The sequence below is a fragment of the Streptomyces sp. NBC_00400 genome (genome assembly GCF_036048035.1).
Classification (GTDB): Bacteria; Actinomycetota; Actinomycetes; order Streptomycetales; family Streptomycetaceae; genus Streptomyces.
Genome location: NZ_CP107940.1, coordinates 3,338,883 through 3,363,253 on the forward strand (window position 1 = coordinate 3,338,883; position 24,371 = coordinate 3,363,253).

At 65.9% G+C, this 24,371-nt stretch carries 16 protein-coding genes, 1 tRNA gene and 5 pseudogenes; 15 read left to right on the forward strand and 7 right to left on the reverse strand.

Annotation, left to right across the window (positions count from 1 at the left end; translation table 11 throughout):
- The first annotated feature begins 59 nt into the window (after positions 1-59).
- Positions 60-770, forward strand: a complete 711-nt coding sequence (locus OHS81_RS14615) for a polysaccharide deacetylase family protein (RefSeq protein ID WP_328391163.1) — start codon at positions 60-62, stop codon at positions 768-770.
- Positions 771-838: 68 nt separating this feature from the next.
- Here the strand turns inward: OHS81_RS14615 and OHS81_RS14620 are convergent, their stop codons facing one another.
- Positions 839-1,108 carry an alpha/beta hydrolase gene (locus OHS81_RS14620; protein WP_328391165.1) on the reverse strand — a complete coding sequence of 90 codons (270 nt, stop codon included), beginning with the start codon at positions 1,106-1,108 and terminating at the stop codon, positions 839-841.
- 392 nt (positions 1,109-1,500) lie between these two features.
- On the opposite strand from OHS81_RS14620, the gene OHS81_RS14625 reads away from it, so the two are divergent.
- The 3 genes from OHS81_RS14625 to OHS81_RS14635 all read left to right on the forward strand — a co-directional run bounded on the left by OHS81_RS14625 (position 1,501) and on the right by OHS81_RS14635 (position 4,883).
- Entirely contained in the window at positions 1,501-2,502 is a 1,002-nt protein-coding gene (locus OHS81_RS14625) for a YdcF family protein (protein ID WP_328385216.1), read from the forward strand.
- 450 nt (positions 2,503-2,952) lie between these two features.
- A complete protein-coding gene (locus tag OHS81_RS14630; RefSeq protein ID WP_443058705.1) occupies positions 2,953-4,236 on the forward strand; it encodes a sensor histidine kinase in 1,284 nt (427 codons plus the stop codon).
- Positions 4,233-4,883 (forward strand): response regulator transcription factor, encoded by a 651-nt coding sequence (locus OHS81_RS14635; protein WP_328385218.1) that lies wholly within the window; start codon positions 4,233-4,235, stop codon positions 4,881-4,883. Before OHS81_RS14630 ends, OHS81_RS14635 begins: the two co-directional genes overlap by 4 nt.
- 152 nt (positions 4,884-5,035) lie before the next feature.
- On the opposite strand, the gene OHS81_RS14640 is transcribed toward OHS81_RS14635, so the two are convergent.
- From OHS81_RS14640 to OHS81_RS14650, 3 genes and pseudogenes are all read right to left on the reverse strand, one after another.
- Positions 5,036-7,567: an ABC transporter permease gene (locus OHS81_RS14640; RefSeq protein ID WP_328385219.1), complete on the reverse strand. Its 2,532-nt coding sequence runs from the start codon at positions 7,565-7,567 to the stop codon at positions 5,036-5,038.
- Positions 7,568-7,617: 50 nt separating this feature from the next.
- A complete protein-coding gene (locus tag OHS81_RS14645) occupies positions 7,618-8,430 on the reverse strand; it encodes an ABC transporter ATP-binding protein (protein WP_328385220.1) in 813 nt (270 codons plus the stop codon).
- 987 nt (positions 8,431-9,417) lie between these two features.
- Positions 9,418-10,949, reverse strand: a pseudogene (locus tag OHS81_RS14650) (MFS transporter).
- A gap of 839 nt (positions 10,950-11,788) precedes the next feature.
- Between OHS81_RS14650 and OHS81_RS14655 the strand changes: the two are divergent.
- Positions 11,789-13,138 (forward strand): pentapeptide repeat-containing protein, encoded by a 1,350-nt coding sequence (locus OHS81_RS14655; RefSeq protein ID WP_328385221.1) that lies wholly within the window; start codon positions 11,789-11,791, stop codon positions 13,136-13,138.
- A gap of 1,445 nt (positions 13,139-14,583) precedes the next feature.
- Here OHS81_RS14655 and OHS81_RS14660 read toward each other — a convergent pair.
- Complete coding sequence (locus tag OHS81_RS14660; protein ID WP_328385222.1) at positions 14,584-15,339, reverse strand: GntR family transcriptional regulator; 756 nt, start codon at positions 15,337-15,339, stop codon at positions 14,584-14,586.
- A gap of 78 nt (positions 15,340-15,417) precedes the next feature.
- Here OHS81_RS14660 and OHS81_RS14665 point away from each other — a divergent pair.
- The 5 genes and pseudogenes from OHS81_RS14665 (at position 15,418) to OHS81_RS14680 (ending at position 19,782) form a co-directional block, all read left to right on the forward strand.
- Positions 15,418-15,694 (forward strand): annotated as a pseudogene (locus OHS81_RS14665) (hypothetical protein).
- A 594-nt stretch (positions 15,695-16,288) separates the two neighbouring features.
- A complete protein-coding gene (locus OHS81_RS14670; RefSeq protein ID WP_328391167.1) occupies positions 16,289-17,029 on the forward strand; it encodes a GntR family transcriptional regulator in 741 nt (246 codons plus the stop codon).
- Positions 17,026-17,370: a hypothetical protein gene (locus OHS81_RS14675; protein WP_328385223.1), complete on the forward strand. Its 345-nt coding sequence runs from the start codon at positions 17,026-17,028 to the stop codon at positions 17,368-17,370. Before OHS81_RS14670 ends, OHS81_RS14675 begins: the two co-directional genes overlap by 4 nt.
- Positions 17,371-17,728: 358 nt before the next feature.
- Positions 17,729-18,121, forward strand: a complete 393-nt coding sequence (locus tag OHS81_RS37430; protein WP_443058706.1) for a HEPN domain-containing protein — start codon at positions 17,729-17,731, stop codon at positions 18,119-18,121.
- A complete protein-coding gene (locus tag OHS81_RS14680; RefSeq protein WP_328385224.1) occupies positions 18,121-19,782 on the forward strand; it encodes an ATP-binding protein in 1,662 nt (553 codons plus the stop codon). The genes OHS81_RS37430 and OHS81_RS14680 overlap by 1 nt, the downstream gene beginning before the upstream one ends.
- Positions 19,783-20,245: 463 nt before the next feature.
- On the opposite strand, the pseudogene OHS81_RS14685 reads toward OHS81_RS14680, so the two are convergent.
- Positions 20,246-20,335 (reverse strand): annotated as a pseudogene (locus OHS81_RS14685) (NUDIX hydrolase); the annotation flags it as partial.
- On the opposite strand from OHS81_RS14685, the pseudogene OHS81_RS14690 reads away from it, so the two are divergent.
- The 3 genes and pseudogenes from OHS81_RS14690 to OHS81_RS14700 form a co-directional block, all read left to right on the forward strand.
- Positions 20,327-20,824 (forward strand): annotated as a pseudogene (locus OHS81_RS14690) (replication initiator); the annotation flags it as partial. The pseudogenes OHS81_RS14685 and OHS81_RS14690 sit on opposite strands and share 9 nt — an antisense overlap.
- Positions 20,821-21,009, forward strand: a complete 189-nt coding sequence (locus OHS81_RS14695) for a helix-turn-helix domain-containing protein (protein ID WP_328385225.1) — start codon at positions 20,821-20,823, stop codon at positions 21,007-21,009. The pseudogene OHS81_RS14690 and the gene OHS81_RS14695, both read left to right, overlap by 4 nt.
- Positions 21,009-22,159: pseudogene (locus tag OHS81_RS14700) on the forward strand (tyrosine-type recombinase/integrase). The gene OHS81_RS14695 and the pseudogene OHS81_RS14700 overlap by 1 nt, the downstream one beginning before the upstream one ends.
- Positions 22,160-22,242: 83 nt before the next feature.
- Here the strand turns inward: OHS81_RS14700 and OHS81_RS14705 are convergent.
- Positions 22,243-22,316: transfer RNA gene (locus OHS81_RS14705), tRNA-Thr, on the reverse strand.
- 177 nt (positions 22,317-22,493) lie between these two features.
- Here OHS81_RS14705 and OHS81_RS14710 point away from each other — a divergent pair.
- The gene (locus OHS81_RS14710; protein ID WP_328385226.1) at positions 22,494-23,630 is read left to right on the forward strand and encodes an ABC transporter ATP-binding protein; all 1,137 of its coding nucleotides are present in this window, start codon (positions 22,494-22,496) and stop codon (positions 23,628-23,630) included.
- A gap of 304 nt (positions 23,631-23,934) precedes the next feature.
- Positions 23,935-24,351 (forward strand): hypothetical protein, encoded by a 417-nt coding sequence (locus tag OHS81_RS14715; protein WP_328385227.1) that lies wholly within the window; start codon positions 23,935-23,937, stop codon positions 24,349-24,351.
- The last annotated feature ends 20 nt before the right edge of the window (positions 24,352-24,371 follow it).

Here is a 24,371-nt window from a genome sequence, read left to right on the forward strand (position 1 = left end):
CGATCTCTCACGACGAGAGCACGCCGGGCTGGTCAGCTCCCGACTCCCTTCCTCCGGTGGTGCGGCACGGCCCTCGCACCAGGCGCGAGGTGGCGCTGACATTCGACGCGGACCTCACGGCGCACATGCGCAAGCGCCTCGCGACCGGCGAGGTCGCCTCGTACGCCAACATGCAGGTGGCCAAAGAACTTCAGCGGGCGAATGTGCCCGCGACGATGTTCCTCACCGGCCTCTGGATGGAGGAATACCCGGCCGAAACCCGCTATCTGGCCGCTGACGAGCGGTTCGAGCTGGGGACGCACTCGCAGACCCACCGTGCTTTCCAGAGGAACTGTTTCACCCTCGGATACGCGCCCCCCGAGGAGATGCTCGAAGAAGTCGTCCGGCCGATCGAACACCTCCGGAATACGACACCGCGGTACACCCGCTACTTCCGTTTTCCCGGTGGCTGTTACGACGAGACGGCACTGCGCGCCATCGCGCCGGCGGCCGTCACGGTCGTGGACTTCGACGTGGTGTCGGGCGACGCGTTCTGCGATTCCGCCGACAAGATCGTCGAACAGACCCTCGGCCGGGCGGCCAACGGCTCCATCATCCTCATGCACCTCGGGGGCCCCAACGCCCCACAGACCGCCCATGCTTTACCACGAGTGCTCGACGGCCTCCGCACCGCGGGGCTGACCCCGGTCACCCTCTCCCGGCTCCTCGACGGGACACCCGCTCACGCATCGGTTCCCCCGGGCGAACGGCCGGCCACGACCGAGCGATGACGTCACCCACCACGCAGTAGGCGGCAGCCCTTCACCACTTCGCCGACCGGCAAGCAGAAGGGCTGCCGCTACGGGCGGAACCGCCGCTGTCCGGCGTCGCCTCCGGCGGCTTTCACCATGCGTGAGCCCTTCATGGCCTGGTGCAGACGCAGACCGCTGGTCAGGGGGGTGGCACCGTCCCATTCGTTCTGGAGGATCAGGGCACTGACGTTGTTGTTCACGGTGGTGGCGGGTTCGCTGCCCTTGCTCCAGCGAGAGCCAACGGAGGTCGTCGCCCGTGAGCATCTTCCCGGCTTCGCAGGGGCGGGTCGCGGGTCCTCTCGTTGCAGGGTTCTCAGCCAGTGCGAATGCTTCTCGGCGCCAGGTCACGGAGCATCCACCCATGCGCCAGTTCCGGGTCATCCTCTGGGCTGACAGGCCCTGACAAGTCCCCTCTACCGGGGCCGGGTCGGCGCTGCCGGCCGCAGCCATGGAAACCGCCGCCGCCACATCCTGGACCGGTCAGGGTTCGGTGGAGATCCGTGTACGACTCGAGGAGGACACCGAAGGGTACGCAGGTGTGATGGTTTCGCACGGCGCGGAGTGCAAGATCGGCGCAGTGTCCCCAAGTACGCAGTGATGCGGGGCACGGTGACCGCCGATTCGCCGGCACGGGCCTCCCAGATCCCCACCACCCACCACCACGGAATCGTCCACCGGCTGAGCCGAACGGCTGAACAGGAAGACACCGATGCTCTCCTTCGTCCCGACCGCTGTCTTCCTCATTCTTTTCGGTATCGGTGTGCGGCAGGACCGTCGGCGTTTCCGCAACGCGGTCCTCTTCGGGCTGACTCTGATCAGCCTTTCTCTCGCCCTGCTCTTCGAGGCCCGCCACCTGCCCGCGGTCCTGGCCGTGATGGTCTACACGCTGGTCCTCCTGCTCCCCGCCCTCGGCGTGGTGGCGCTCGGCGGCTTCCTGATCGCCAACGGGCTCACCATGATCAAAAAGGAGGGTTGCCGACCGGCAAACCTGCTCGCCGGCCTGCTGGGCGTATCGGTCTTCGGCGTGACCTTCCTACTGTGGTCAGTGAACGACGAGGTGCCCGCCTACGCCGCCTTCGCCCGTGCTGTGCTCCTCCTCTCCGTCTACGTCTCCTTCCTCTTCCTTTGTTTCCTCACCTACGCCTTCCTCTACGGGCGGATCACAGTCCGGGGCGATGTGGACTTCGTGGTCATGCTGGGCTCCGGTCTGATCGGCGGCGAGCGAGTGCCGCCGCTGCTGGCTTCCCGGCTGCGTAAGGGCCTGGAGATCCACGACGCGCAGATCGCGCGCGGCGCCCCGGCCCCGGTCCTGCTCGCCTCCGGCGGCCAGGGCCCGGACGAAAAGCTGCCCGAGGCCACGGCGATGTCGCGCTGGCTCATCCAGCAGGGTGCCCCGGCCGGGCACATCCAAGAGGAGTGCCGCTCCCGCACCACCGACGAGAACCTTCACTTCAGCCGCGAGATCATGACAGTCAGCAAGACGGACTACCGTTGCGTGGTCGTGACCAACAACTTCCACGCCTTCCGCGCCGCCATGACCGCCCGCCAGACCGGGGTCAACGGTCAGGTGCTCGGCTCGCCGACAGCGAAGTACTTCTGGCCCAGCGCCACCATCCGCGAGTTCGTCGCCGTGTTCTGGGAACACAAGAAGGTCAATCTGAGCATCTGCGCCGCCTTGACCGTCCTGGCGGTGACGACAGTCGGCGTGTAGTCCGACGTTCCGCCGCTGTCCGGCCATGCGCCAGGGACGGGCATCGAGCCCTGCCGCGGCTTGGCGGCACGGCTGCCGCCGGCACGAGAAGCGGCGGGGGAGGCGAGGTCCCGCAGTTCGTTCAGCGGGAGTTCCAGGTGCAGCTGCCGAGTCCGGCTTCTCCTGCGCGATGGTCCCGTGGGCGGTGGCCACGACGGCCGAACTCCTGTGGGCGGCCGGCCGGTGGACTCTGGTCCGGCGCGCGTGCGTCGATGGCACCCGCCTCCCTCGCCCCTACCGGTCGGTACGACGATCGATTGATGCATGGGTAGCCGAAGTGCTGCATGCTGGTCCAACCGACCTGGCAATTCGTTGAGAACTGAACCACCTATGGGCGACCAGGCGGACGGGGCAGTGCACGGTCCCACTGCCGGTGACGACCCCCTCACACCCATGAAGGATGGAGCCGCCATGCGACTTCGCGATGTCGCACGGGCCGAGCCGCGCATTCCCGGACCGCCTCCCGCGCCGTCACCTCCCCCCGCAAAGGCACAGGGGTGTCGACGGCTCCCGGGGTTCCTTTGGGCACGGCCGCTGTGGTGGGACAGCCGCCGGAGCATGGTCTTCGACATCCTGGTCGCGCTGGCCGCGCTGGGCTATGCCCTGCTCCCCACCCTCCTCTTTGGCGACCCGGTGGACCATCCGCTCGGGCTTTCCGGACCGGTCTTCTTCGCGCTGTCGGCTTTGACCGGGCTGGCGCTGGTGGTGCGGCGGCGCTGGCCGGCGGGGCTGTGTGCCGCGGTGATTCTGCTCATACCTGCCGACATCTGCGACCAGGCGCTCCCCATCTGCCTGTACTCCCTGGCGAAGTACGGCCGCAGCCGGCGCACCCTGGCGGTGTTGTCCGCCGTTGCCACCGTCGCCACGGCCGCCCGCGTACTCCTCACCGGCCAGGGTGAGTTCACCGTCGTGGGCCTGGTGTCCGGCCTTCCGAACGTGGGTTTTCTCACGGTCGTGCCGGTCCTGGCCGGCATGTATGTGGGGGCGCGGCGGACGGTGGTGTTGAACCTGCGGGAGAAGGCCGAACGCCTCGAACGTGAGCAGCACTTGCTGGCGTCGCAGACCCGTATGGAAGAGCGGGCGCGGATCGCCCGGGAGATGCATGATGTGGTCGCCCATCGGGTCAGCTTGATGATCATCCACTCCGGAGCCCTGGAAGTCGGCATGGCGGATGGCGAGCACACCGGCCAGGTCCGGCTCATCGGCGAGATCGGCCGGCAGGCGCTGGACGAGCTGCGCCAGGTACTCGGCGTGCTGCGGGTCGACGAAGGCGAGGAGTCCGCGCCGCGTGCGCCGCAGCCGACCCTGACCGACCTGTCCAGGCTGGTCGACGAGTCGCGCGCGGCCGGTATGCGGATCGAACTGACCACGTCGGGCCCCTCCCGGCTGCTGGACGCGACGGCCGAGCGCACCGCGTACCGGCTGGTCCAAGAGGCGCTGACCAATGTGCACAAGCACGCGGGAGGAGCCGCCACCCACGTCCGGCTGCGGTACGTGCCCGGCGAGTTGCACCTCACCGTGGACAATGAGGTGCCCGGCGCGCCGTCGACCGCGCGTCTGCCCAGTGGGGGCCACGGCCTGGTCGGGCTCCGCGAACGCGTCACTGTCCTGGGCGGAGCCTTCGAGGCGGGCCCGAAGCCGGACGGCGGGTTCCGGGTCTCGGCCGTGATACCCACGAGGGAAGAAACACCATGAGCATTCGCGTCCTGCTGGCCGACGACGAGGTCCTGGTCCGGTCCGGCTTGAGCATGATCCTGCAGGCCGATCCGGGCATCAGCATGGTGGCCGAGGCGGGCAACGGGGTGGAGGCCGTGCATCTGACCCGTGTGCACCGGCCCGATGTGGTGCTGATGGATATCCGGATGCCGGTGATGGACGGGCTGGCCGCGACCGTGGAGATCGCCAAGCTGCCCTGCTCGCCCAAAGTAGTGGTGCTCACCACCTTCGACCTCGATGAGTACGTGCACGCGGCCCTGGAAGCGGGAGCGATGGGCTTCCTGCTCAAGAACATCCCGCCCCACGACCTCACACACGCCGTCCGGACCGTCCACGAGGGGAATGCCATGCTGGCCCCTTCGGTGACCCGCAGACTGATCTCCACCTTCTCCACCCGCGGCACGTTGCGGGGCACCGAGGCGCGCCGCCGCATCTCGGCCCTGACCGAACGCGAGGTCGAGGTGCTGGGGCTGGTCGGCCAGGGCATGTCCAACGCGGAGATAAGCGGCTTGCTGCACATGAGCGAGTCCACGGTGAAGACCCACATGACCCGCCTTCTCGCCAAGCTTGAGTGCACCAACCGCGTCCAGGCCGCGATCCTCGCCTACGATGCCGGGCTTTCTTGAGGCGTCGCGTCAGGCGTCGCGCTCGGCCAGGAGATACACGGCCCCCGCCGCCGCTACCTGGCGTGCGGGCCCGCCCGCCTGCTCCCTGGGAGGGGCAGGCGGGCGGGGAACGGGGAACAGGCCCGGTGAGCGGCGCCTATGCCCGTGGCGCGCTATTCGGCCTTGATGGCCGCGAGCATGTTCAGCTTGGCCGCGCGGCGGGCCGGCCACAGTGCGGCCAGGACGCCGACGAGTGCTGCCAAGGCGAAGAAGAGGCCCATCCGGCCCCAGGGCAGGACCAGTTCGTACTCCTTGAAGTCAACGGTGATCAGTTCACCGGCCGCCCAGCCGAAAAACACGCCCAGGCCGATGCCGAGCACCCCGCCGAAGAGCGAGATCACCAGTGACTCCAGCCGCACCATGCGCTTGACGCCGCTCCGGTCCAGGCCGATGGCGCGCAGCATGCCGATCTCCGGCGCCCGTTCGAAGACCGACATCGCCAGGGTGTTGATGACGCCGAGCACCGCGACGATCACGGCCATGGCCAGCAGCCCGTAGAGCATGTTCAGCATCAGGTTGAGCTTCTGCGAGAGGCTCTCGGAGATGTCCTGCTTGTCCGCGATGGTGATCGCCGGGTTCTTGCCGAGCGCCGTGACCAGCGAGTCCTTGGTGGCCTCGGTGGCACCGTCCCTGGTCTTGAGCAGTACCCGTTCATCGCTGGTCTGCTTCTGGTGCGGGGCCAGGGTGGCGTTGTCCAGGATGATGCCATTGATCATGTCATCGCCCTGGTAGATGCCCGAGACGGTCAGGGTGGCCTTCTTGCCGTCCTCGAACGTCACCGGGATGCGGGAGCCGGGCTGCCATCCCTTCTCCTTGGCGGTGACCTGCGGCACCACGGCCCGGTTGCCGTGCAGTTCGCCGAGCGAGCCCTTGGTGAAGTCGAGCTGGGTGAGCTTCCCGAAGTCCTTGCCGTTGACGCCGGTCAGGTAGTCGGTCTCGGTCCCGATCCGCGCCTGGGAGAGACGCATGGCGCTGGACGCGGTGACCTCGTCGAGGCCGCCGAGCTTCTTCGCCACGTCGGGCGAGAGCGTGCCGGTGGCCATGGAGACGACATAGTCCGCCTTCAGCGCCTCGGTGGCCCGCTTGTCCTGGCCCTTCTGCACGCTGCTCGCGATCACCGTCAGGCCGGTGATCAGGGTCAGCCCGACCATCAGCGCGGAAGCGGTGGTGGCCGTGCGGCGCGGATTGCGGAGCGCGTTCTGCCGGGCGAGGGTGCCCGGGGTGCCGAAGGCGCGCAATACGGGCGAGGCCAACGCGATCAGCGGACGGGACAGCAAAGGCGTCAGGACGAACACACCGATCAGCAGCAGCAGCGCACCGCCGCCCATCATGGCCTCGCCGTCCTTCATGCCGGTGGCGACCAGCACACCGGCCGTACCGGCGCCCGCGAAGAGCGCCCCGATGGTGTTGCGGACGACCAGGGACTTGGTGGTCGCGGTGGCGTGCACGCTGTTCATTGCGGCGACCGGCGGGATCTTCGCGGCGCGTCGGCCCGGCAGCCAGGCGGCCAGCACGGTCACGGCGATGCCGACGATCATCGAGATCAGGACCGTGGACGGCGAGATCACCAGCGGCCCGTCAGGCACCGTCGCGCCGAACGTGCCCATCAGGGCGCGCAGTCCGGCGCCGATGCCGATACCGGTGGCCAGACCCGTGACCGCGGCGACCGCGCCGACCACGAACGCCTCGATCAGCACCGAGCGGGTGACCTGACGGCGGCTGGCGCCGACCGCGCGCAGTAGCGCCAGCTCCTTGGTGCGCTGGGCGACCAGCATGGTGAAGGTGTTGGCGATGAGGAAGACACCGACGAACAGGGCGATACCGGCGAAGGCGAGCAGGCCGGTCTCGATGACCTTCATCCTCTTGGTGGTCATCTCGGCCTGGGTGTCGGCGAGCTGCTTGCCGGTGATGGCTTCGGCGCTGCCCTTGGGCAGAATCGCGTCGATCTCGGTCTTCAGGGCCGTCTGGGAGGTGCCCGGTGCGGCCTTGACGTCGATCTCGCTGAATGTGCCGGGTGCGGCGAACAGCTTCTGTGCGGTCGGGGTGTCGAACAGCGCGAGGCTGCCGCCGGCCACGACCGCGCCGTCGTCGGTGGTGAAGACGCCGGTCAGCTTCTGCTCACGGACCGGGCCGTCGACGGAGAGGCGGACGGTGTCGCCGACCTTGTAGCCGGCCTGGTCCGCGGTGCGGGCGTCGAGCGCGACCTCGTGGGCGCCCTTTGGGGTGATGCCGTCGCGCAGCGGGTAGCGGGCGTCCTTGCCGTCCTTGCCGGGGAAGTAGTTGCCGCCGAGGGTGGAGAGCCCGTCGCCGATCGGCTTGCCCTTCTTGTCGGCGATGGCGATGAAGCCGGTGACGGTGCCGGTGACGGAGGCGGCGCCGGGCACCTGGGCGGCCTTGTCGAGCAGCTTGCGGTCAAGCCGGGAGTCCGCGCCGGGCGCGCCGCTGCCGCTGTCCGAGGACTTCGGCTGGATGGCGACGTCGACGTTCTCATAGCCCTTCTCGGAGCTGGCCCGGTAGGCGTCGGAGAGGGTCGCGGTGAAGACCAGGGTGCCGGAGACGAAGGCCACGCCGAGCATCACGGCGAGGACGGTCATCAGCAGCCGGGCCTTGTGCGCAAGCACATTGCGCAAAGCGGTACGGAACATGGTGGTTCAGTCCTGGAGGAGTGGTCCGAAGTGAGGGTGGCGGCTGCTGGTCAGGTCGTACGGCCGTGGGTGCCGGGGCCGGGGGTCCGGGCGGAACCCCCGGAAAGGTGCCGCATCCGCTCCAGCACCGTGTCGGCGGTCGGGCCGGGCATGTCGTCGACGATCCGGCCGTCGGCGAGGAAGACCACCCGGTCCGCGTAGGAGGCGGCGACCGGGTCGTGGGTCACCATCACCACGGTCTGGCCCAGTTCGCGCACGGAGTCGTGCAGAAAGCCGAGGACCTCGGCGCCGGAGCGCGAGTCGAGGTTTCCGGTCGGCTCGTCGGCGAAGATGATCTCGGGCCGGGAGGCCAGCGCGCGGGCGACCGCGACCCGCTGCTGCTGGCCGCCCGAGAGCTGGCTGGGGCGGTGCTTGAGGCGGTCGGCCAGGCCCACGGTCTGCACCACGCGGTCCAGCCAGGCGCGGTCCGGCTTACGGCCGGCGATGTCCATGGGCAGCGTGATGTTCTCCAGGGCGGTCAGGGTCGGCAGCAGGTTGAACGCCTGGAAGACAAAGCCGATCTTGTCGCGCCGGAGCTGGGTGAGCTTCTTGTCCTTCAGCCCGGTCAGCTCGGTGTCGCCGATCCTGGCAGAACCGCCGGAGATCGCGTCCAGCCCTGCCATGCAGTGCATCAGCGTCGACTTGCCGGACCCGGAGGGGCCCATGATCGCCGTGAACTGGGCCTGCCGGAACTCGACGGAGACCGCGTCCAGGGCGACCACCTGGGTCTCGCCCTGTCCGTAGACCTTGGTGAGGTCCGTGGCGCGGGCGGCCGCCGCGGTGGCGCGGGGGGCGGTGGCGACGCCGGAGTGGTGGGTGGTCACGGGAGGGTGCTCCTGTCGGCAGGTAGGAAGAACCTGATCCGCCGCGGCCACAAAGGTTCCGGCCGCGAACGGGAGGCGGACGCTTGCCATCGTGGGCCAGAGAGCGGAGGGCGGGCGTCCATCCATCTGCCACTCCTCGACCACCCCTTGGTCGTATCCGTGGCCGCGTCCGGTCATCCCTGCGGAGGAGCCGGAGCCGGAGCCGGAGCCGGAGCCTGAGTCGGAGCCGGAGCCTGAGTCGGAGCCGGAGCCTGAGTCGGAGCCGGATGCTGTTGCCGCGCCCGCGGCAGCCGGACGGATGGCACATCGGGGTGACGGGCATGCGGAGGAGGCATCGAGTTCTGTCACTTCGTGTGCGACGCCGCCGAGTCGAGTCGGCCGAGCGCTATGAGGGCGCGGCCGGTGTCAAAGACCAGGCCGATGAGCAGGCGGCCTGGCTCTTTTCGGACGCGTTCCGTTCACGGGTGCACAGCCGCCGGCCATCCCTGACTGTGCGATGAGGGGCACATGAAATGCGCCTCAGGATGCGAGATGACACCGGTTGGATCGCCCCTAGGGGGCTTGCGCCCCTCAACTGAGCGCGTCAATCAGTGCGTTACGGCACGCTCCTGGCACGTGCCCTGGAAATGCTCCAGATAACGAACAAGCCCCGGGTCATTGACCTGGGGCTTTCGCAGGGAGCGGGTGACGGGAATCGAACCCGCGCTCTGAGCTCGGGAATCAGGGGGCTTTCGGGTGCCTGATGACTCCTTGACCAGGGAGAACGTTGTAGTGCGCATGCCGCCCGAGGGCGGGATCGCCACGAACCCGGGCAGCCATGTGGTCGATCCGAACAGTCTGACCATGCCCTTGGTGAAGGGGCCCACGTCGAGCGCAGTGCTGAACGCATCGTGATGCCGGTGGTGGCCTGGGACCGGCCCGCGGACGAGCTGCAGGCATTGGACCATGTGGCTCGGTCCAGCGCCTGGCGGTCCCCGCGCGGCGCCTCTACTGGGGCGCTCCCGCCAACTCCCGCTCCCGCTCCCCCGTTCGGCCCCCATCACCCCGCCCCCGGTCGCCGGAGGCGCGCCGCGGCAGGGCGAAGATCAGCAGGAAGATGCCGACCAGGATGCCCGCGGCCCACAGCAGCACGCTGTGGAAGCCGTCGATGAAGGCGGCGCTGCCCGCGCCCTGCCGCAGGTGTTCCTCGACGACGTTAAAGAAGATCACCGAGACCAGGCTGAAGCCGAGCGCGTTGCCCATCTGCATCACCGTGTTGATGAGCCCGGACGCCGAACCCGCGTGCTCCCTCGGCACCTCGGAGAGGATCGCGTTGGTCAGCGGGGCGATGATCAGTCCCATGCCGAGACCCATCACAACCAGCGGGAGCGTCATCTGCCAGGAGGCGATGGACAGGCCGTAGTGCCCGGACTCATACACGTAGATCAGGACGCCCGCCGCCATCGTGAGCGCGCCCGCCTGGAGGACCTTGCGACCGAAACGCGGCACCAGCCTCTGCACGGAGATACCGGCCGCGAACGAGACCGCGAGGGAGAACGGCACCCCGGTCAGGCCCGCCCGCAGCACGCTCCAGCCGAGGCCGAGTTGCATGTAGAGCGTCCAGGTCAGGAAGAAGATGCCGGTGATGACGCCGAAGACGGTCTGCACGGCGATGCCCGCCGCGAAGCTCTTGACCTTGAACAGGGACAACTCGATGAGCGGGGAGCCGTCGCGCCGGGTCTTCGCCCTCTCGTACGCGATCAGCACGCCGACGATCACGACGGACGCCGCCATCATGGCGTAGCCCCACAGTGGCCAGCCGTTCGCGCGGCCCTCGGTCAGCGAGTAGACGAGTGCCAGCATCGCGAGCGTGACGAGGACGACGCCGACCAGGTCCAGCTTGAGGGCCTTCGGCGCCTTCGACTCGGTGATGATGCGCGAGCCGAGCAGCAGCGCGGCGATGCCGACGGGCAGGTTGATCAGGAAGATCGGGCGCCATTCGAGCCCGGCGATGTTCCACTCGGTCAGCAGCGCGCCGAGCAGCGGCCCCGTGACGCCCCCAGCCCCACGATCGCGCCGTACAGGCCGAAGACCTTGCCGCGTTCGTGTGCCGGGAACGTCGTGTGCACGATCGACAGCACCTGCGGCACCATCAGCGCCGCCATGCCGCCCTGCAGGATCCGCGAGGCGACCAGCATCTCCGGGTTCGCCGCGAAGCCGCACAGCGCAGAGGCGACGGTGAACCCGCCGATGCCGAGGAGGAAGATGCGCTTGCGGCCGAAGATGTCGCCGAGCCGGCCGCCCGTGATGAGCAGGGCCGCGAAGGCGAGGGCGTACCCGGCGGTGTTCCACTGGATCTGCGCGGCCGAGGCGCCGTCGTTGTGCTGGATGGTCGGCAGGGCGACATTGGCGATCGTGATGTCGACGAGGTCCATGAAGGCCGCTGTCATGACGATGGCCAGGGCGAACCAGCGCCGGCGGTCGGGAGGGTCCACGGACGGCCCCGGCATACTGGCACTGGGTGCTGTGGTTGAGGTCATGCGGAGAACGTAAACGGGGTTGAGGTCAGGTCATGTCCTGGATGACCATCCTGGAGAACATGACGATGACCAGCACGGACACCCCGGCCCGCCCGGTTGCTCCAGCTCTTCTCCCTCCTGCAGATCCGCGGGAACGGCCCGGCGGCGGAGCATGTCCCAGAGGCGGCGCGAGTGGATGTCAGCGCGGTCGAGGAGGGGACGCCGCTGGAACTCGATCTCCTTCCCCAGGCCCTCGCCTCCCGTTCGCTTGTCAAAGACGGCCGTCAGCAGACCGGTATACCGCGCCCTGCGCAGCCGTCCTGTCCTGGCTGCCGAGGCAACCGCTGCCATCGTCCCCAGGGGCGCTGCCCGCCAGCCGAAGCAAGAGGCGGGCGAGGAGCCGCAGTCGGTACCGGTCGAGGTCCCGCAGCGGCAACTCGCTTCGGCCGTGGCCACCACAGAACGCGATGGCCTCACTTCGGCCTCACGCGAGGGCGCAAAGATCATCGCCTTCCCGTCCCGCAGGGCGCACGCATAAAGAAAGCCCAGGTCAGCAACTAGCCGACCTGGACTTCTCAGAGCCCCCTGTCGGATTCGAACCGACGACCTTCGCTTTACGGTTCGGCCCCAGCTTCGGGAGTAGTTGGCGGAACTACCTCGGCTTGGCAGCGGTGTAGTCGTCTTCGTGTGCTTGAGGTCGCGGCCGCCCGCTGCTGGTGATGTCAGCTGGTGATGTCAGACCGGTGCCGGCTGGCGTCATGCGCATGTGGTTGGCCTCGCGCGCTCCCGAACCGCAAATGATCCTCAGAGGTAGCCCCCTTCGCGGAGCAGCGTGTGGCCCGGCGGGCACACTTGCGACTGTGACTCCTTCGATGAAGAGACTGTTGTACGGACTTGGCGTCCTGCTGGCCTTAGTGATCTTCTCCGTGCTGTTCTGGCGTCTGCCGTGGTGGATCGACGGATCGCACCTGCATAGCAAAGACCTTCAGCCTGCTGACGGTGTAGTTATAACTGGCGTTCGCACTGGACTTGTTGCCCTTGGTGCAGCTGGCATTGCCGGAGCCGGGTTGGTCTACACGCATCAGACCTTGAAGCACACCCGGGAGAAAGACCGTGAACAGGCCGACTTGGTCCGCGAAGGGCAGGTTACGGATCGCTATGTTGAAGCGATCAAACTATTGGCATCTACCGGGACGACTGAACAGCTCGGCGGCATCTACGCGTTAGAACGCATCATGAAAGATTCAGAGAAGGATCACGAAACGATCGTTGAGGTCATTGCCGGGTTTATACGCGAGCATGCCCGACGTCCCGAGAATACCCCTCCCGACTACGAAGGAGTGAGCCCCAGCAGCATAGTTCAAGCCGCACTCACTGTGCTCGGGCGCCGCCCATCGAGAAGGGAGGCCAATCGTCTAGACCTGCGCAATCTGGACTTGCGCGGGGCCGACCTGTCAGCTCGCTACCTGGCCAAGACGGACTTCACTGGCTCCGATCTGCGAGGAGCTGACCTGTGCGCCTCGCACCTACATAAGGTGAACTTCAGGGAGACACTCCTCGATGGCGCCGCGTTCAACGAGGCCATCATGGATGGCGCTTTCCTCGACAACGCCAAAGGCATGGAGGTGAGCTTCGGTTCTACAGTCCTCAGGCATGCGCACTTCGGGGAGATCGAGCTGAGCGGGGTTGATTTCTCCTGTTGTGACCTGTGGAACTCCGTCTGGTACGGGGCCAAGGTGGTCGGCGCTGACTTCGAATTGGCCGACCTAAGGTACGCACGCCTCGTCAACGCGGAGATCCAGAATTGCACGTTTGATCGTGCGCGCTTCTCGCTCGCGAACATGGCGGGAGTAGATTTGATGGGATGTGAAATGAGTTCGGCAGATCTTGCTGGAGTGATGCTCCTTAGCGGGGATCTGACGGAGGTTGAAGGTCTGTCGGCGTCAAACCTCAAGGATGCCGCCATCGTCGGATCTGAAATCAAGCTACCGCAAGACCTTAAGGACGACGCGCAGGTGGCTGAGCGAATTTCTGCGTCAAGCGAACGAAATTGGCTGCCGATGTTGACAAGTAGATCCGAAACTCCGTCCGGGTGTTGCGTGGAGGGCTTCCGCTTGGACCATGGAACTGCCCTCACAGAGTCAGTCCCCACTGAGGAGGAGCGCGATCGTCTCGTAGACGAGGCTATGAGCGCCTTCCACGTAGAGTGATAGCCGCATCCTCAATGTGCGAGGTCCCCGGACTACTGGGGCCCAGGACGCCGAATGGCTCCGCACCCCACCCCCCTCGCAGCCTTCTGATCCGTAGCTCTGACGAGATCGGTCATTGGAGGTCATAGAGGCTGCGGGGAGGAGCACGGCGACCAGTATTGGGTGCTGGCGATTGCCGGGGTTGCTGTACTTCGTTGCTGTACAGCACCATCGGGGCCAGGGGTGAGAGCGTGCAACGAGAACAACTCGAACGGTTGCTCAGCGGTGACGACGAGACGACTGTGGCTGCTCTGTCTGCCCTCCGCGCCGACGCCTCTTATGTTGTCTGGGATGGCATGACGTCTGCCGTGTCTCTCGCCAGAGTTTATGGGCGCCGGCTCAGACACACCCTCCGGAAGGGCATCGAGACGTCCGGCCTTGAGCCGGCCGTGCAACGCCTCAACCGATACGACGGACCGGTCCGGCTGGGTCAGATCCGGGCTACTGATGGGTCGTGGATCTTCATGCTGTTCCTCGACCAGGACGGCGGCACGCTGGTGGCATGCACCGGGGTCCGGCAAAACCAACCGGGCCCGCCATCATCAGACGCCTGCTGAGGCTCTGCACCGCCAACGCGCTCCACGTCTGTTGGTGGCTTGCTGGATGTCGTTCGAGGCTGCTCACCTGCGTCCATGACTGTGCAGCCAGCGCGGCGATCTCCTTCTGCGCCTAGTCTGAACGATTGTGAACTCGGCTGAATGAGACGGAACCTGAGACGGCTGCCCGAGCCTCAGAGCTGACCTCGCTGCCATGGCATGTCCAGGCTGTCAGCCGGGATGCCTCTGGCTCTAGCCAGAATCTTCTCGTCGAGAGCCAACACGAGGGCGCGCAACTCGCGCGCACTCTTCCTGGGCAGCGCGTGAAGCACGACTTCGAGGTGACTGCGGAAGCCGACGCCGTAACAACCACACTCAAGGATGCCGCAGTCAGAAGCTTCGAGTTGGTCCACAAGTTGCCTGAGAGGGCCCTGGGCAAGTGCCTTCCAGTGCCAGAACGCCTCTTCCGTTGCTTCGGGCCAGAAGCGGGTTCGTTCTAGCTTACGGAGGTCCGCTTGGCAGGCCCCTGAAAGACAATCAATGTACGGGTATCGCCGCGACCTCAGGTAACGGAGCGGGAGGTCGCCTCGCAGGGCTGACGGGCGCCTACGCGGCATTGCCCCTTCGGTTGTCGGTCATGGGGGCAAGGTACAGAACCACATGTCAGGTGGCCAATGGATATCCGATGGACGAGTCCCTGAGCTTGAGAATCACCGGCAGTTTTGTCCTATTTGTGGGTGCTGACCAGGTGGAACGGCTCGTTGGGACACTGCTGCGAACCTTCGGATCGAACCCTTGTTGATCGCGGTTCTCCGCTACCACTGGTACGCGCCTTGCGGCAAAAACATCGGGCCGCGAGCGTCCACTCCACTAACGGCTGATGGGGATCTCGTAGACGATCTCGCACAGAGAGGCGGGGACGACGACGTCCGCTGTCTCCACGGGCCGCCCCTCGTCGCTGTAATACGTCCGCCGAATGTGCGTGACCGAACTGGCCCTCTGGACACCGAGGAGCGATGCCTCCTTGGCGTTCGCCTGCCGCGGCTCCGGTTGCTCCACGGCGTGGCTGACCGTGATGCCGATCGCGGCCATGCGGTTCACCACGCCCGCCCCGGCGTGTGGCCCACCCTCCGAAAGAACGACGAGCGTGCCGCCCGTGAGGTCGTACGGCTCCCAGCTCGTCGACAACTGCACCGGCTTCCCGTCGGCCAGGAACTCGTAGACGGTGCGAACGCACAGGTCGCCTTCGCCGATACCGAGGCGCGACGCGATCTCCGCCGGTGCCGGCACCTTCACCTCGGTCCGGCTTTCCCAATCCCCTTGCTTGCCCAGGGCCTTCATGTCCGCGCGAAACGGGGAGCCGTTGGGCTGCTCGTGTGCTGAGGAACGGACCATGCGTACGCGCTGACGAGGAGAGGCGACGTACGTGCCTGATCCGGCGTGGCCTTCCAGCACTCCCTGAGAGATCAGCAGCTCTTGAGCCCGGCGGATCACGTTCTCACCGACGCCGCTTTCCTGGGCGATCTGGGCGCGTGACGGGAGCCGGTCCCCCGGCGCCCACTCCTGCTCCGCGATGCGTCGCCGGAGCTCGTCAGCGATGCGGAGATACGGCGGCTGCTCAGGCATATGGAAAATCTAGTCCACTAGCTCTAATTTAGTTAACTAGCTTTACTCCAAGTGATCACCCATGACGGAGGCTGCCCTGTGCCTGCTTCGGAATTAAGAGCCGAAGGCATCGCAGCCCGGTTGTCCGCCGCCGGCCTCACCCCACGTGTGGAGCAGCACGCCCGGCTCACATCGATCGAAGCGGAGGTACCGGAACGCTCTCCGCCGACTCGTGGCGGGAGGTCTTGGAAGCAGCAGCGGAGGCCGACCGGTTCGGGCTCGTCGCCAACAGCTTGAACAGCCGCACCTTATGGGCCCCGTACGCACAACGGCCCCCGCGACGGGCGATGTCCGGGGGCCTGGCCATCAGCGATAGGAGCTGATCAGCGTGTTCAACCGTATCTGCCATACCGTCTCGCCCACCGATGAGCGCTGCGTCTTGATGAGCCGACGTCACCGTTCGCCGATGCTCGTCAGGCCGGCCGTCGCGCCTCGCGATCGCCTTGCGCACAACTGGTTCGCGACGGCGGAGGCCCTTTGATGCCTCCTCGCCAGCAGCTTCGCGTGGCCCACACGAAGGCCGTTCCCTACCGGTCGAGTTCCTGCCGGATCGGTACGCACTATGAGTGCGCGCAATCTTCACCCGCTACCGCACCGATCGGCGTCCCCGTGGTCTACGAGGCGTGCACTTGCGCCTGCCACACGGTGGCCGCCAACCGTAACGGCCGGACGGAGGTGCCCCGGTGAAAGGCTGGGCACCGGGCGATGCAATGGCCGGTCCTGTCGACATCACCTCAGCGAGCGTGCAGCGCGGCGACATCATCCAGATCGGCGGTCAGCCGTGTCGCGTGACCGACCTCCTCCAGCTGTCTGGTGGTGGGGCGAAGCGTCTGAGCTTCGAGTCGGGCGAACTGCTCACCATGCACTCGCACACTCGGCTCGTAGCCCTGCGAACGCTGAGAAGGTGGTGATGCAGTCCGTGCCCTCTCGCCGTCACGTCATCGCCGATGACATCCGGAACAAGATCTCGACCGGCCGGATCAAGACCGGCGAACGCCTCCCTTCCGAGGCCCAGCTCGCTTCCCGCTACGCGGTCAGCACGCCGACACTGCGGAGCACCCTCGCAGTCCTCCAGAGTGAAGGACTCGTCGGGAAGATCCACGGCAAGGGCAACTTCGTCCGCTACCCCCACCACAGAATCACGTACGTCGGCGGTGCTTGCACACTCAGGACGGAGCCCTGGCCCGAGTCGGTGTTACGCGTCAGCTTCCGCACCACCAACCTCCAGGCCCACGGTCAACTGATTGGCCTGCTGGGGGTGTCGCCAAGCAGCCCACTCACCGAATTCCTCTGCCTCAGCCACGAGGGGAAGTCACCTCACAGCCTCGCTCGCATCTACGTCCCTCGCGACCTGTCGCCGGCTGACGTTCCCGCCGAATCGCACTGTTGCAAGAGCGTTGAGGCGAAGCTGGCAGCGCTCCGCCCGCCCTTGGCCGAGGTGCGGGAACGAGTCTGCGCCCGTCCTCCGACACCAGAGGAAGCGGCGACCCTTCGCATCAGCTCAGCACTGGCAGTTCTCGCGATCACACGAGTGGCGGCTGGCAGCACGGGACGCGTGGTCAAGGCGGCGCTCCTGGTGCTACCCGACGACCGCACCGAGGCCTTCTTCACCACCCACCGCATGACCGACGAGAGGACAAACGGAGGGTGACAACCCACAACGAACTACGGCTCCTCCCGCGGTCAGGCCCCGAGGGCAACCCCTGCTATCGGAGCACCGAGGGCAGCGGCTTCCTGTCCCGCCTGACTGACAACACCGAAGCGGTGCAGCTGGAGATGGCTGGCGAACTCCTGGAGCACGCGCTCGAAGTGCTCGGTGACGGGGAGGCAGAGCCGAACGAGGTCCGGCTCCTGGCGATGGACATGACTGAAGCCCTGCGTGACGTGCGTCGTGTAGCGATCAGCCACGGCCACCGCCTGCCGCTAGCGGATCCTCCCGCTTGCAAAGGAGGCGACGAGGGTCCTCAGCTGCCGGCGGCGGCCTTCGGCTAGCAGCGAGACATCGAACGGTAGGGGAGCCCATACCCAATCGGGCCTCCCTTACCGTTCGAGTCGGCCCTCTGCGGTCCGCGCCGTCTCGGCAGCGCCTCCAAAGTCCGTAACGCGGAAAACCTGAGTACTGAAGAACCGCCCCGATCAGCTCCTACCAATCAGGCTTCGCGGACCAGTGGCATCAGTAGGTCATTTGGGATAATCTGCAACGTTCACCGTCAGGAGGGGGCGCAGTAGCACCATGCCAGTAGTCACGCCTGCCGATCTACTGTTGCTTCACATTTCAACCAGTAAGAGTGCTGCGATATCCGCCATCCCCTCTGGGAGAGGTAGGTATCCCTTTCCTGTCGCGCAATTGATGCAACAGGTCGTTGTTGACCGGTTACTGCTTGCTGGCGAGCACTTGAGAGCTGGGGATCACCTTCTCTTCAGTGTGCAATATAGATCGGCTATTAGCCGCCATTACTACGCGATGTACCACGCCGCTAGGGCGGTCGTCTTCGCCGAGAATCGTGGTGACGATTACGAACGGCACAACGTTCTTCCCAGGAATCTTCCGCCGAATCTACCCGATCAGGCAGCCCGCGAAAACGAGTTGACAGACGCACGTCTACTGCGCAATCAAGCCGACTACGATGCCTACCCACTCAACGAGATTGAGTGGGAAAATGATGCGCGTACGCTCGCCGTAACCGCCGCAAATTTTCTTCAGTCCTGTGAGTCGTTCGCCTCAACGAATGGGTATATCTGATGTCAAGTGTCAGCTACCAGTCCTTGATCTCCAGCGCCCTCGAAGAGGCCAGCATCTCTATCGTTCGGGTTGACGAGAGGTCTTTCCCTGGCGAGAAGTGGTTCGTGGTCTGGGTTGATGAACAGTCGTTGGTAACCGCTCAAAGTCTGGCAGGCTCAATTGAACAGGCGCTAAATGATGTATCGGATGTTGCAAATCATTCTGTGGCTGTGACTTTTAGGCCTCATAGGACTGAAGAGAAAAAAGCCGCCGATGAAGAATCTCATGGGCCTCTCTCGGGGCCCAAGATGGATCAGCTCATCCAATTGCTCGAGGCAAGATCTCGAACATCGGATGCACTTCCGAGCCTTAAGTACATGGAGGACCCTAGGGCCAGCCTCGCGGCTGTCGGCGCGTCAAGGCACCACCTTGTTTATGGTCGGCGGGGGGTGGGGAAAACTGCACTTCTTCTCGAAGCGAAGCGAAGCGCTGAAAGAGAAGGGCACGTTACGGCTTGGGTAAACGCCCATACGGTGCGGCGGCTTGGCGTAGCAAGCGCTTTTTTGGCGATTGCCGAGGTTGCCCTGAACTCTTTGATTCAGCATGCTGGATCGTCGCAAGGGGAGTCTTATGCTCGGGTCAAGGAATCTAATGCCCGACTAGCGCGGTTGCGTTCAGAGGGGCCCGTGTCCGATGCCGTTCTCGGCGAGATGGTAGCTGAGCTGAATAGGTCCCTTCGCGCCGTTCTGCGAGAAGGCCTTGTCCGTCTCTATCTGTACATCGATGATTTCTACCTCTTCCCGCAAGACGCGCAGCCCCACTTGCTAGACTGCGTAGCGGGAATGCTGCGTGATTGCGATGGATGGATCAAGGTTGCCAGCATCGAGAGGCTGACCCGACCATTCGAGCCGTCATCGAGGATCGGCATTGAGGTCCCTCACGATGCTTCGAAAATCGACCTCGATGTCACGCTGGAATATCCAGGCTCTACGCAGCGATTTCTTGAATCGGTCTTGTCTAATTACACAGCCACTGCGGGGCTGGCGAAGCCATCTAGTATCGCGAAGAGCGCTGCGCTAGGCAGGTTGGTTCTTGCATCAGGCGGCGTACCACGTGACTACCTCAACCTTTTCGCTTCCTCAATCGTGGCTGCGCGCTCCCGGCCGAAGGCGCGTGAAATTGGAAGAGAAGACGTTGCAGATTCGGCTGGCCGTGCCGCTAGGAGCAAGAGGAGAGATTTGGAGCAAGATGTTTCCTCTGATAGTGCAGTCAGCCTGACTGCCGCTTTGGATACTCTTGCTGCGGAAGTGCGTGGGGCGGGATATACTTATTTCAGGGTCGACGTTTCGCAGAAATCTCATAGTTTCTATGAGTTGCTAGGTCAACTTGTCGATCTGCGATTCGCACACTTGATTCAGTCGACACTGTCCGACCAGCACAGGCCGGGAGTTAAGTATGAGGTGTATATCCTTGACTTGAGTCAGTTTGCTGACGTCCGCTTGAAGCGTGGCTTGTCCATTCTCGATTTGAGGGATGGTAAATGGAGTTTCCGGGTGAGCGGAACGGCCGGTACGCAGAAGCCACTACCGGGAACGCTCCTGCGTGACGAACTGCGACGCTCCCCAGTTATCGATCTGGAACAGCTTGCAGTGAAAGCGGCTGAACGAGCCGAGGATTCCTGAGCTCCGGAGGTTGGCGGAGTGGGTTTGGCCGGTGTCCTGCCCGGTTTAGGGTCGAACATGATCAGGGGGCCGTACGCTGGCCGGCAACTCGGGCAGGCTTGTGAGCTGCCCGGAATTTGAACGAGTGGCCCCCTGGTCTTGCTCGGCGCGGGACCCGAACCGGGGAGGTGGGTAAAGCCGTGGAGCCGTCCGCCCCCACCCCGGCCTGGTCTTTCACCCCTTGTGGGCGCGGGCGTCGACGGCGCGCGGCCCCGGCGGCGAAGACGAGGAGGGAGCCGTGCGGCGGTGACGGCCGGCGCCGCCGCGCTGTGCGCGGCACCTCTGATCTGTGATCTGACTGCTTGCAGTTCCAGGAGGCCGGGAACGTCAGCGCTCCTGCGCCAACGAGTGGTGTGCTCCTGAACTGACCCTGCTTCGGGGCCGGGTAGCGAACGGAGCGAGCCTTGATGAAGTAGGGAAAGTTCTATCGCACCGGCGTCAGCCGCTTGCCGTCATGGCTTCGCACGTGAGGCCCCGCCCCGTCCAAAGCATCATCCAGGAACCGGACCGCGTAGAACAGGCCGTGGCCTCCTACGTCGCGAAGTACGCGACCAAGGCCGCCGAGACCACCGGCACTCTCGACCGCCGCATCGGCGAACTCACCGAGCTGGACCACCACCAGGTCCCCGACCACACACGCCGCCTGATCACCGCGTGCAAGACCTTGGATCTACTCTACCCGGACCGTCGCCTCTGGGCCTGGGCCCACATGCTCGGCTTCCGCGGCCACTTCTCCTCCAAGTCCCGCCGCTACTCGACCACCCTCGGGGAGCTCCGGGCGACACGCGCCGACTACCGCGCCGCCCAGGAACGCCAAGCCCTCGGCCTCGAACCCCCGGAGCCGGACACCGTCCTCGTCCTGACCGACTGGCAGTACGCCAGCCACGGCCACACCCCCGGCGAAGCCACCCTTGCCACCACCATCGCCCACGACATCCAGACCAACCGCGAGATCGCACGCCAAGCCTGCGCCGAACTCGAAGCCGAGGAGGACTGGACATGACCACCGACACAAGCCAGTTGCTGACCGTGCCTGAGGTCATGGCGCAGCTCAAGTTCGGCCGCTCCAAGGTCTACGACCTGATCCGTTCCAAGCGCCTCACCTCGATCACCGAGGGCCGCTCTCGCCGCATCCCCGAATACGCGCTGCAGGACTACATCCGCGACCGGATCGAGGAGGCCGCCTGATGTCGCAGCAGCGCAAGCGCAACCCCAACGGCGCCGGCACTATCACCAAGCGCAAGGACGGCCGCTACCAGTGCGCGGTCTACGTCCTCCAGCCCGACGGCACCCGCGCCCGCAAGTTCGCCTACGGCAAGACCTGGGCCGAGTGCGACGCCAAGCGCCGCGAACTCCTCACCAAGGTCGACAGCGGCGTCCCCGTCCCCACCCGCTCGGCCAAGCTATCCGAGTGGCTGCCGTACTGGCTGGACAACGTGATCAAGCCCAACCGGAAGCGCAGCACGTACAGCAAGTACGCGATGCACGTACGCCTCTACCTCGTGCCCCTGCTCGGCACAAAGCGACTGGAGACTCTCGGCCCGCGCCACGTCCGGGTGTTCCTCACCGACGTTGCTCGCAAGTCCTCAGCGGCGACGGCCAAGGAAGCTCACCGCGTGCTCCGTACAGCCCTGACAGCAGCCACCCGAGAGAGTTGGTCACGCGCAACGTTGCCTCGCTCGTGGAGGCTCCCAAGGTCGTCAGCCGCGAGACAACGCCCTGGACGCTGGACGAGACCCTGGCGTTCCTCAAAGAGGCCCGCCGCGATCCGCTCTACGCGGCCTTCGTCCTCGCCATCGCCATGGGTCTCCGCCGCGGTGAAGTTCTCGGACTGCGATGGTCGGACGTGGACCTCGACGGCCGGGTGATCCGGATCAGCAACCAGGTGCAGCGCATCGGTGGCGAGCTGTACCAGGACACCACCAAGACCGGGAAGATCCGCCCCGTACCGCTGCCCCTGATCTGCCTGGCCGCTCTCCGCTGGCACCGACTCCGCCAGGCCCACAAGGCAGATAAGCGGGCCACCAAGCTGGACCCGGCCGGGCTCGTCCTCAGCACGCGCTCCGGTCGCCCCATTGAGCCGCGGAACCTGAACCGCTCCTTCTCCCGGCTCACGGACTCGGCCGGCCTCCGCCCGATCCGCCTCCACGACGCCCGGCACGGCTGCGCCACGCTGCTCACCGCGGCCGGAGTGGCCCCGCGCGTGCTGATGGAAATCCTCGGTCACAGCCAAATCAGCTTGACCATGGATGTCTACACGCACGTGGCGCAGGACACACAACGTGAGGCGATCAGCCACATGGACCGGTTGCTCAAGCGGCGGGTCGCTCGTGAGTGACCGCCGACGCCGTTGATGTCACCCGTAGATGTCAGAAGCCCCAGGCCACTCCGGCCCGGGGCTTCTTCCCTGTTCAAGCTCAGAGCCCCCTGTCGGATTCGAACCGACGACCTTCGCTTTACAAGAGCGGTGCTCTGGCCAGCTGAGCTAAGGAGGCGTGCGTGAAGCAGTGTACCCAGGTGGGGCGGATGCCGGTTCCCGAATTGGTGAGTGCAGGGCTACTGACACCGGGGGCGGCTGCGGGTAGCGTCGCGGAGAGTCCATATCAGTGGACTACACCACTCCTTTTACTCGGATCGTCCGGCACGTTCCTGCCGGTGAAGGGACTTTCACCATGGCTACGGTCACGTATGACCAGGCAACCCGCATCTACCCGGGTTCCGACAAACCCGCCGTCGACAAACTGGACATCGCCATCGAAGACGGCGAATTTCTTGTCCTGGTCGGCCCCTCCGGATGCGGCAAGTCCACCTCGCTGCGGATGCTCGCGGGGCTGGAGGATGTCGACGGAGGCGCCATCCGTATCGGGGACCGCGATGTCACCCACCTTCCGCCGAAGGACCGGGACATCGCCATGGTGTTCCAGAACTACGCGCTCTACCCGCACATGACGGTCGCCGACAACATGGGCTTCGCGCTCAAGATCGCCGGGGTGCCGAAGGCCGAGATCCGGCAGAAGGTCGAGGACGCGGCGAAGATCCTGGACCTCACGGAGTACCTGGGGCGCAAGCCCAAGGCGCTGTCCGGCGGTCAGCGGCAGCGGGTCGCGATGGGGCGGGCGATCGTCCGGGAGCCGCAGGTCTTCCTCATGGACGAGCCGCTGTCCAACCTGGACGCCAAGCTCCGCGTCCAGACCCGTACGCAGATCGCGGGGCTGCAGCGCCGGCTCGGCATCACGACGGTGTACGTCACCCACGACCAGGTCGAGGCCATGACCATGGGCGACCGGGTGGCCGTGCTCAAGGACGGCCTGCTGCAGCAGATCGATTCGCCGCGGAACATGTACGACCGGCCGGCGAATCTCTTCGTGGCGGGGTTCATCGGGTCGCCGGCCATGAATCTGGTCGAGGTGCCGATCACGGACGGCGGCGTGAAGTTCGGCAACAGCGTCGTCCCCGTCAGCCGTGAGGCGCTGACCGCGGCCGCTGACAAGGGCGACACGACGGTGACCGTGGGCGTGCGCCCCGAGCACTTCGAGATCGTCGAGCAGAACGGCGCCGCCGCGAAGTCTCTGTCCAAGGAGGCCGCCGACGCACCGGCCGGTCTGGCCGTCATGGTCAATGTCGTCGAGGAGCTCGGCGCCGACGGCTATGTGTACGGCGCCGCGGAGGTCGGCGGCGAGGTCAAGGACCTCGTCGTACGGGTCAACGGCCGCCAGGTCCCGGACAAGGGCAGCCGGCTGCACGTCGTGCCGCGTCCGGGCGAGACGCATGTCTTCTCGACGTCGTCCGGGGAGCGCCTCACCGACTGACACGGGACTCGGCCGATACGGGATGAGTGACGTGTGAAAGCGGCGGCGGTAGCGGGTAGTACGCAGTACCCGCTACCGCCGCCGTTGCATTGTGCGGCCGCGGCATCGCGGCATCGCGGCATCGCGCCGTCGCGCCACCGCGCCACCGCGCCACCGCGCCACCGCGCCATCGCGGCACCATAGGGACATAACCGTGCTTTTCGTACCCGTGCGTCAACATCGAAACCGCACCGACGAGCCATTACATCCCTCGATAAGGTGACCAAATGTCGCCAAATCATCACTCCTCGCTACCATCTCGACCGTGAACTCCGCAGCCCGCCGCATCGGCAGAACTCTCGCCCTCGTCCTCCCCGTCGTCCTCGTGCTCTCCGGAACCCTCGCGGTCACCCGCGTCCCGTGGGCATCGACGACCACCGACTCCCAGGTGCTGACCGCATCGTCCGGAAGGGCCTCCACCAAGGCCGGCCCGCTCGCCCCCCAGGAGGCCCTGCGCAAGCGCCTCCTGGTCGAGCTCCAGGAGAAGGATCCGGGCGTCGCCCTGACCCACCTCCAGGAAGCGACCACCAAGCGGCCCTCGCTGGCCAAGCACTGCGTCTCCATCGCCCGTGACCTCGGCCGCGCCGCGGTCGCCAAGTACGGCGCCGCACACCGCGCCCAGGCCTTCTCCCGCCCGGTCTGCGACACCTCCTTCGCCACCGGCGTCGCCGCCGCCCAGTGACCCCCGCTCGCACCGCATAG

Coding starts and splice junctions, on each gene's coding strand:
- OHS81_RS14695 (WP_328385225.1), top strand. CDS start 20,821: ATGACCACCGACACAAGCCAGTTGCTGACCGTGCCTGAGGTCATGGCG.
- OHS81_RS14640 (WP_328385219.1), bottom strand. CDS start 7,567: ATGTTCCGTACCGCTTTGCGCAATGTGCTTGCGCACAAGGCCCGGCTG.
- OHS81_RS14630 (WP_443058705.1), top strand. CDS start 2,953: ATGCGACTTCGCGATGTCGCACGGGCCGAGCCGCGCATTCCCGGACCG.
- OHS81_RS14670 (WP_328391167.1), top strand. CDS start 16,289: ATGCAGTCCGTGCCCTCTCGCCGTCACGTCATCGCCGATGACATCCGG.
- OHS81_RS14660 (WP_328385222.1), bottom strand. CDS start 15,339: ATGCCTGAGCAGCCGCCGTATCTCCGCATCGCTGACGAGCTCCGGCGA.
- OHS81_RS14635 (WP_328385218.1), top strand. CDS start 4,233: ATGAGCATTCGCGTCCTGCTGGCCGACGACGAGGTCCTGGTCCGGTCC.
- OHS81_RS14680 (WP_328385224.1), top strand. CDS start 18,121: ATGTCAAGTGTCAGCTACCAGTCCTTGATCTCCAGCGCCCTCGAAGAG.
- OHS81_RS14625 (WP_328385216.1), top strand. CDS start 1,501: ATGCTCTCCTTCGTCCCGACCGCTGTCTTCCTCATTCTTTTCGGTATC.
- OHS81_RS37430 (WP_443058706.1), top strand. CDS start 17,729: ATGCAACAGGTCGTTGTTGACCGGTTACTGCTTGCTGGCGAGCACTTG.
- OHS81_RS14710 (WP_328385226.1), top strand. CDS start 22,494: ATGGCTACGGTCACGTATGACCAGGCAACCCGCATCTACCCGGGTTCC.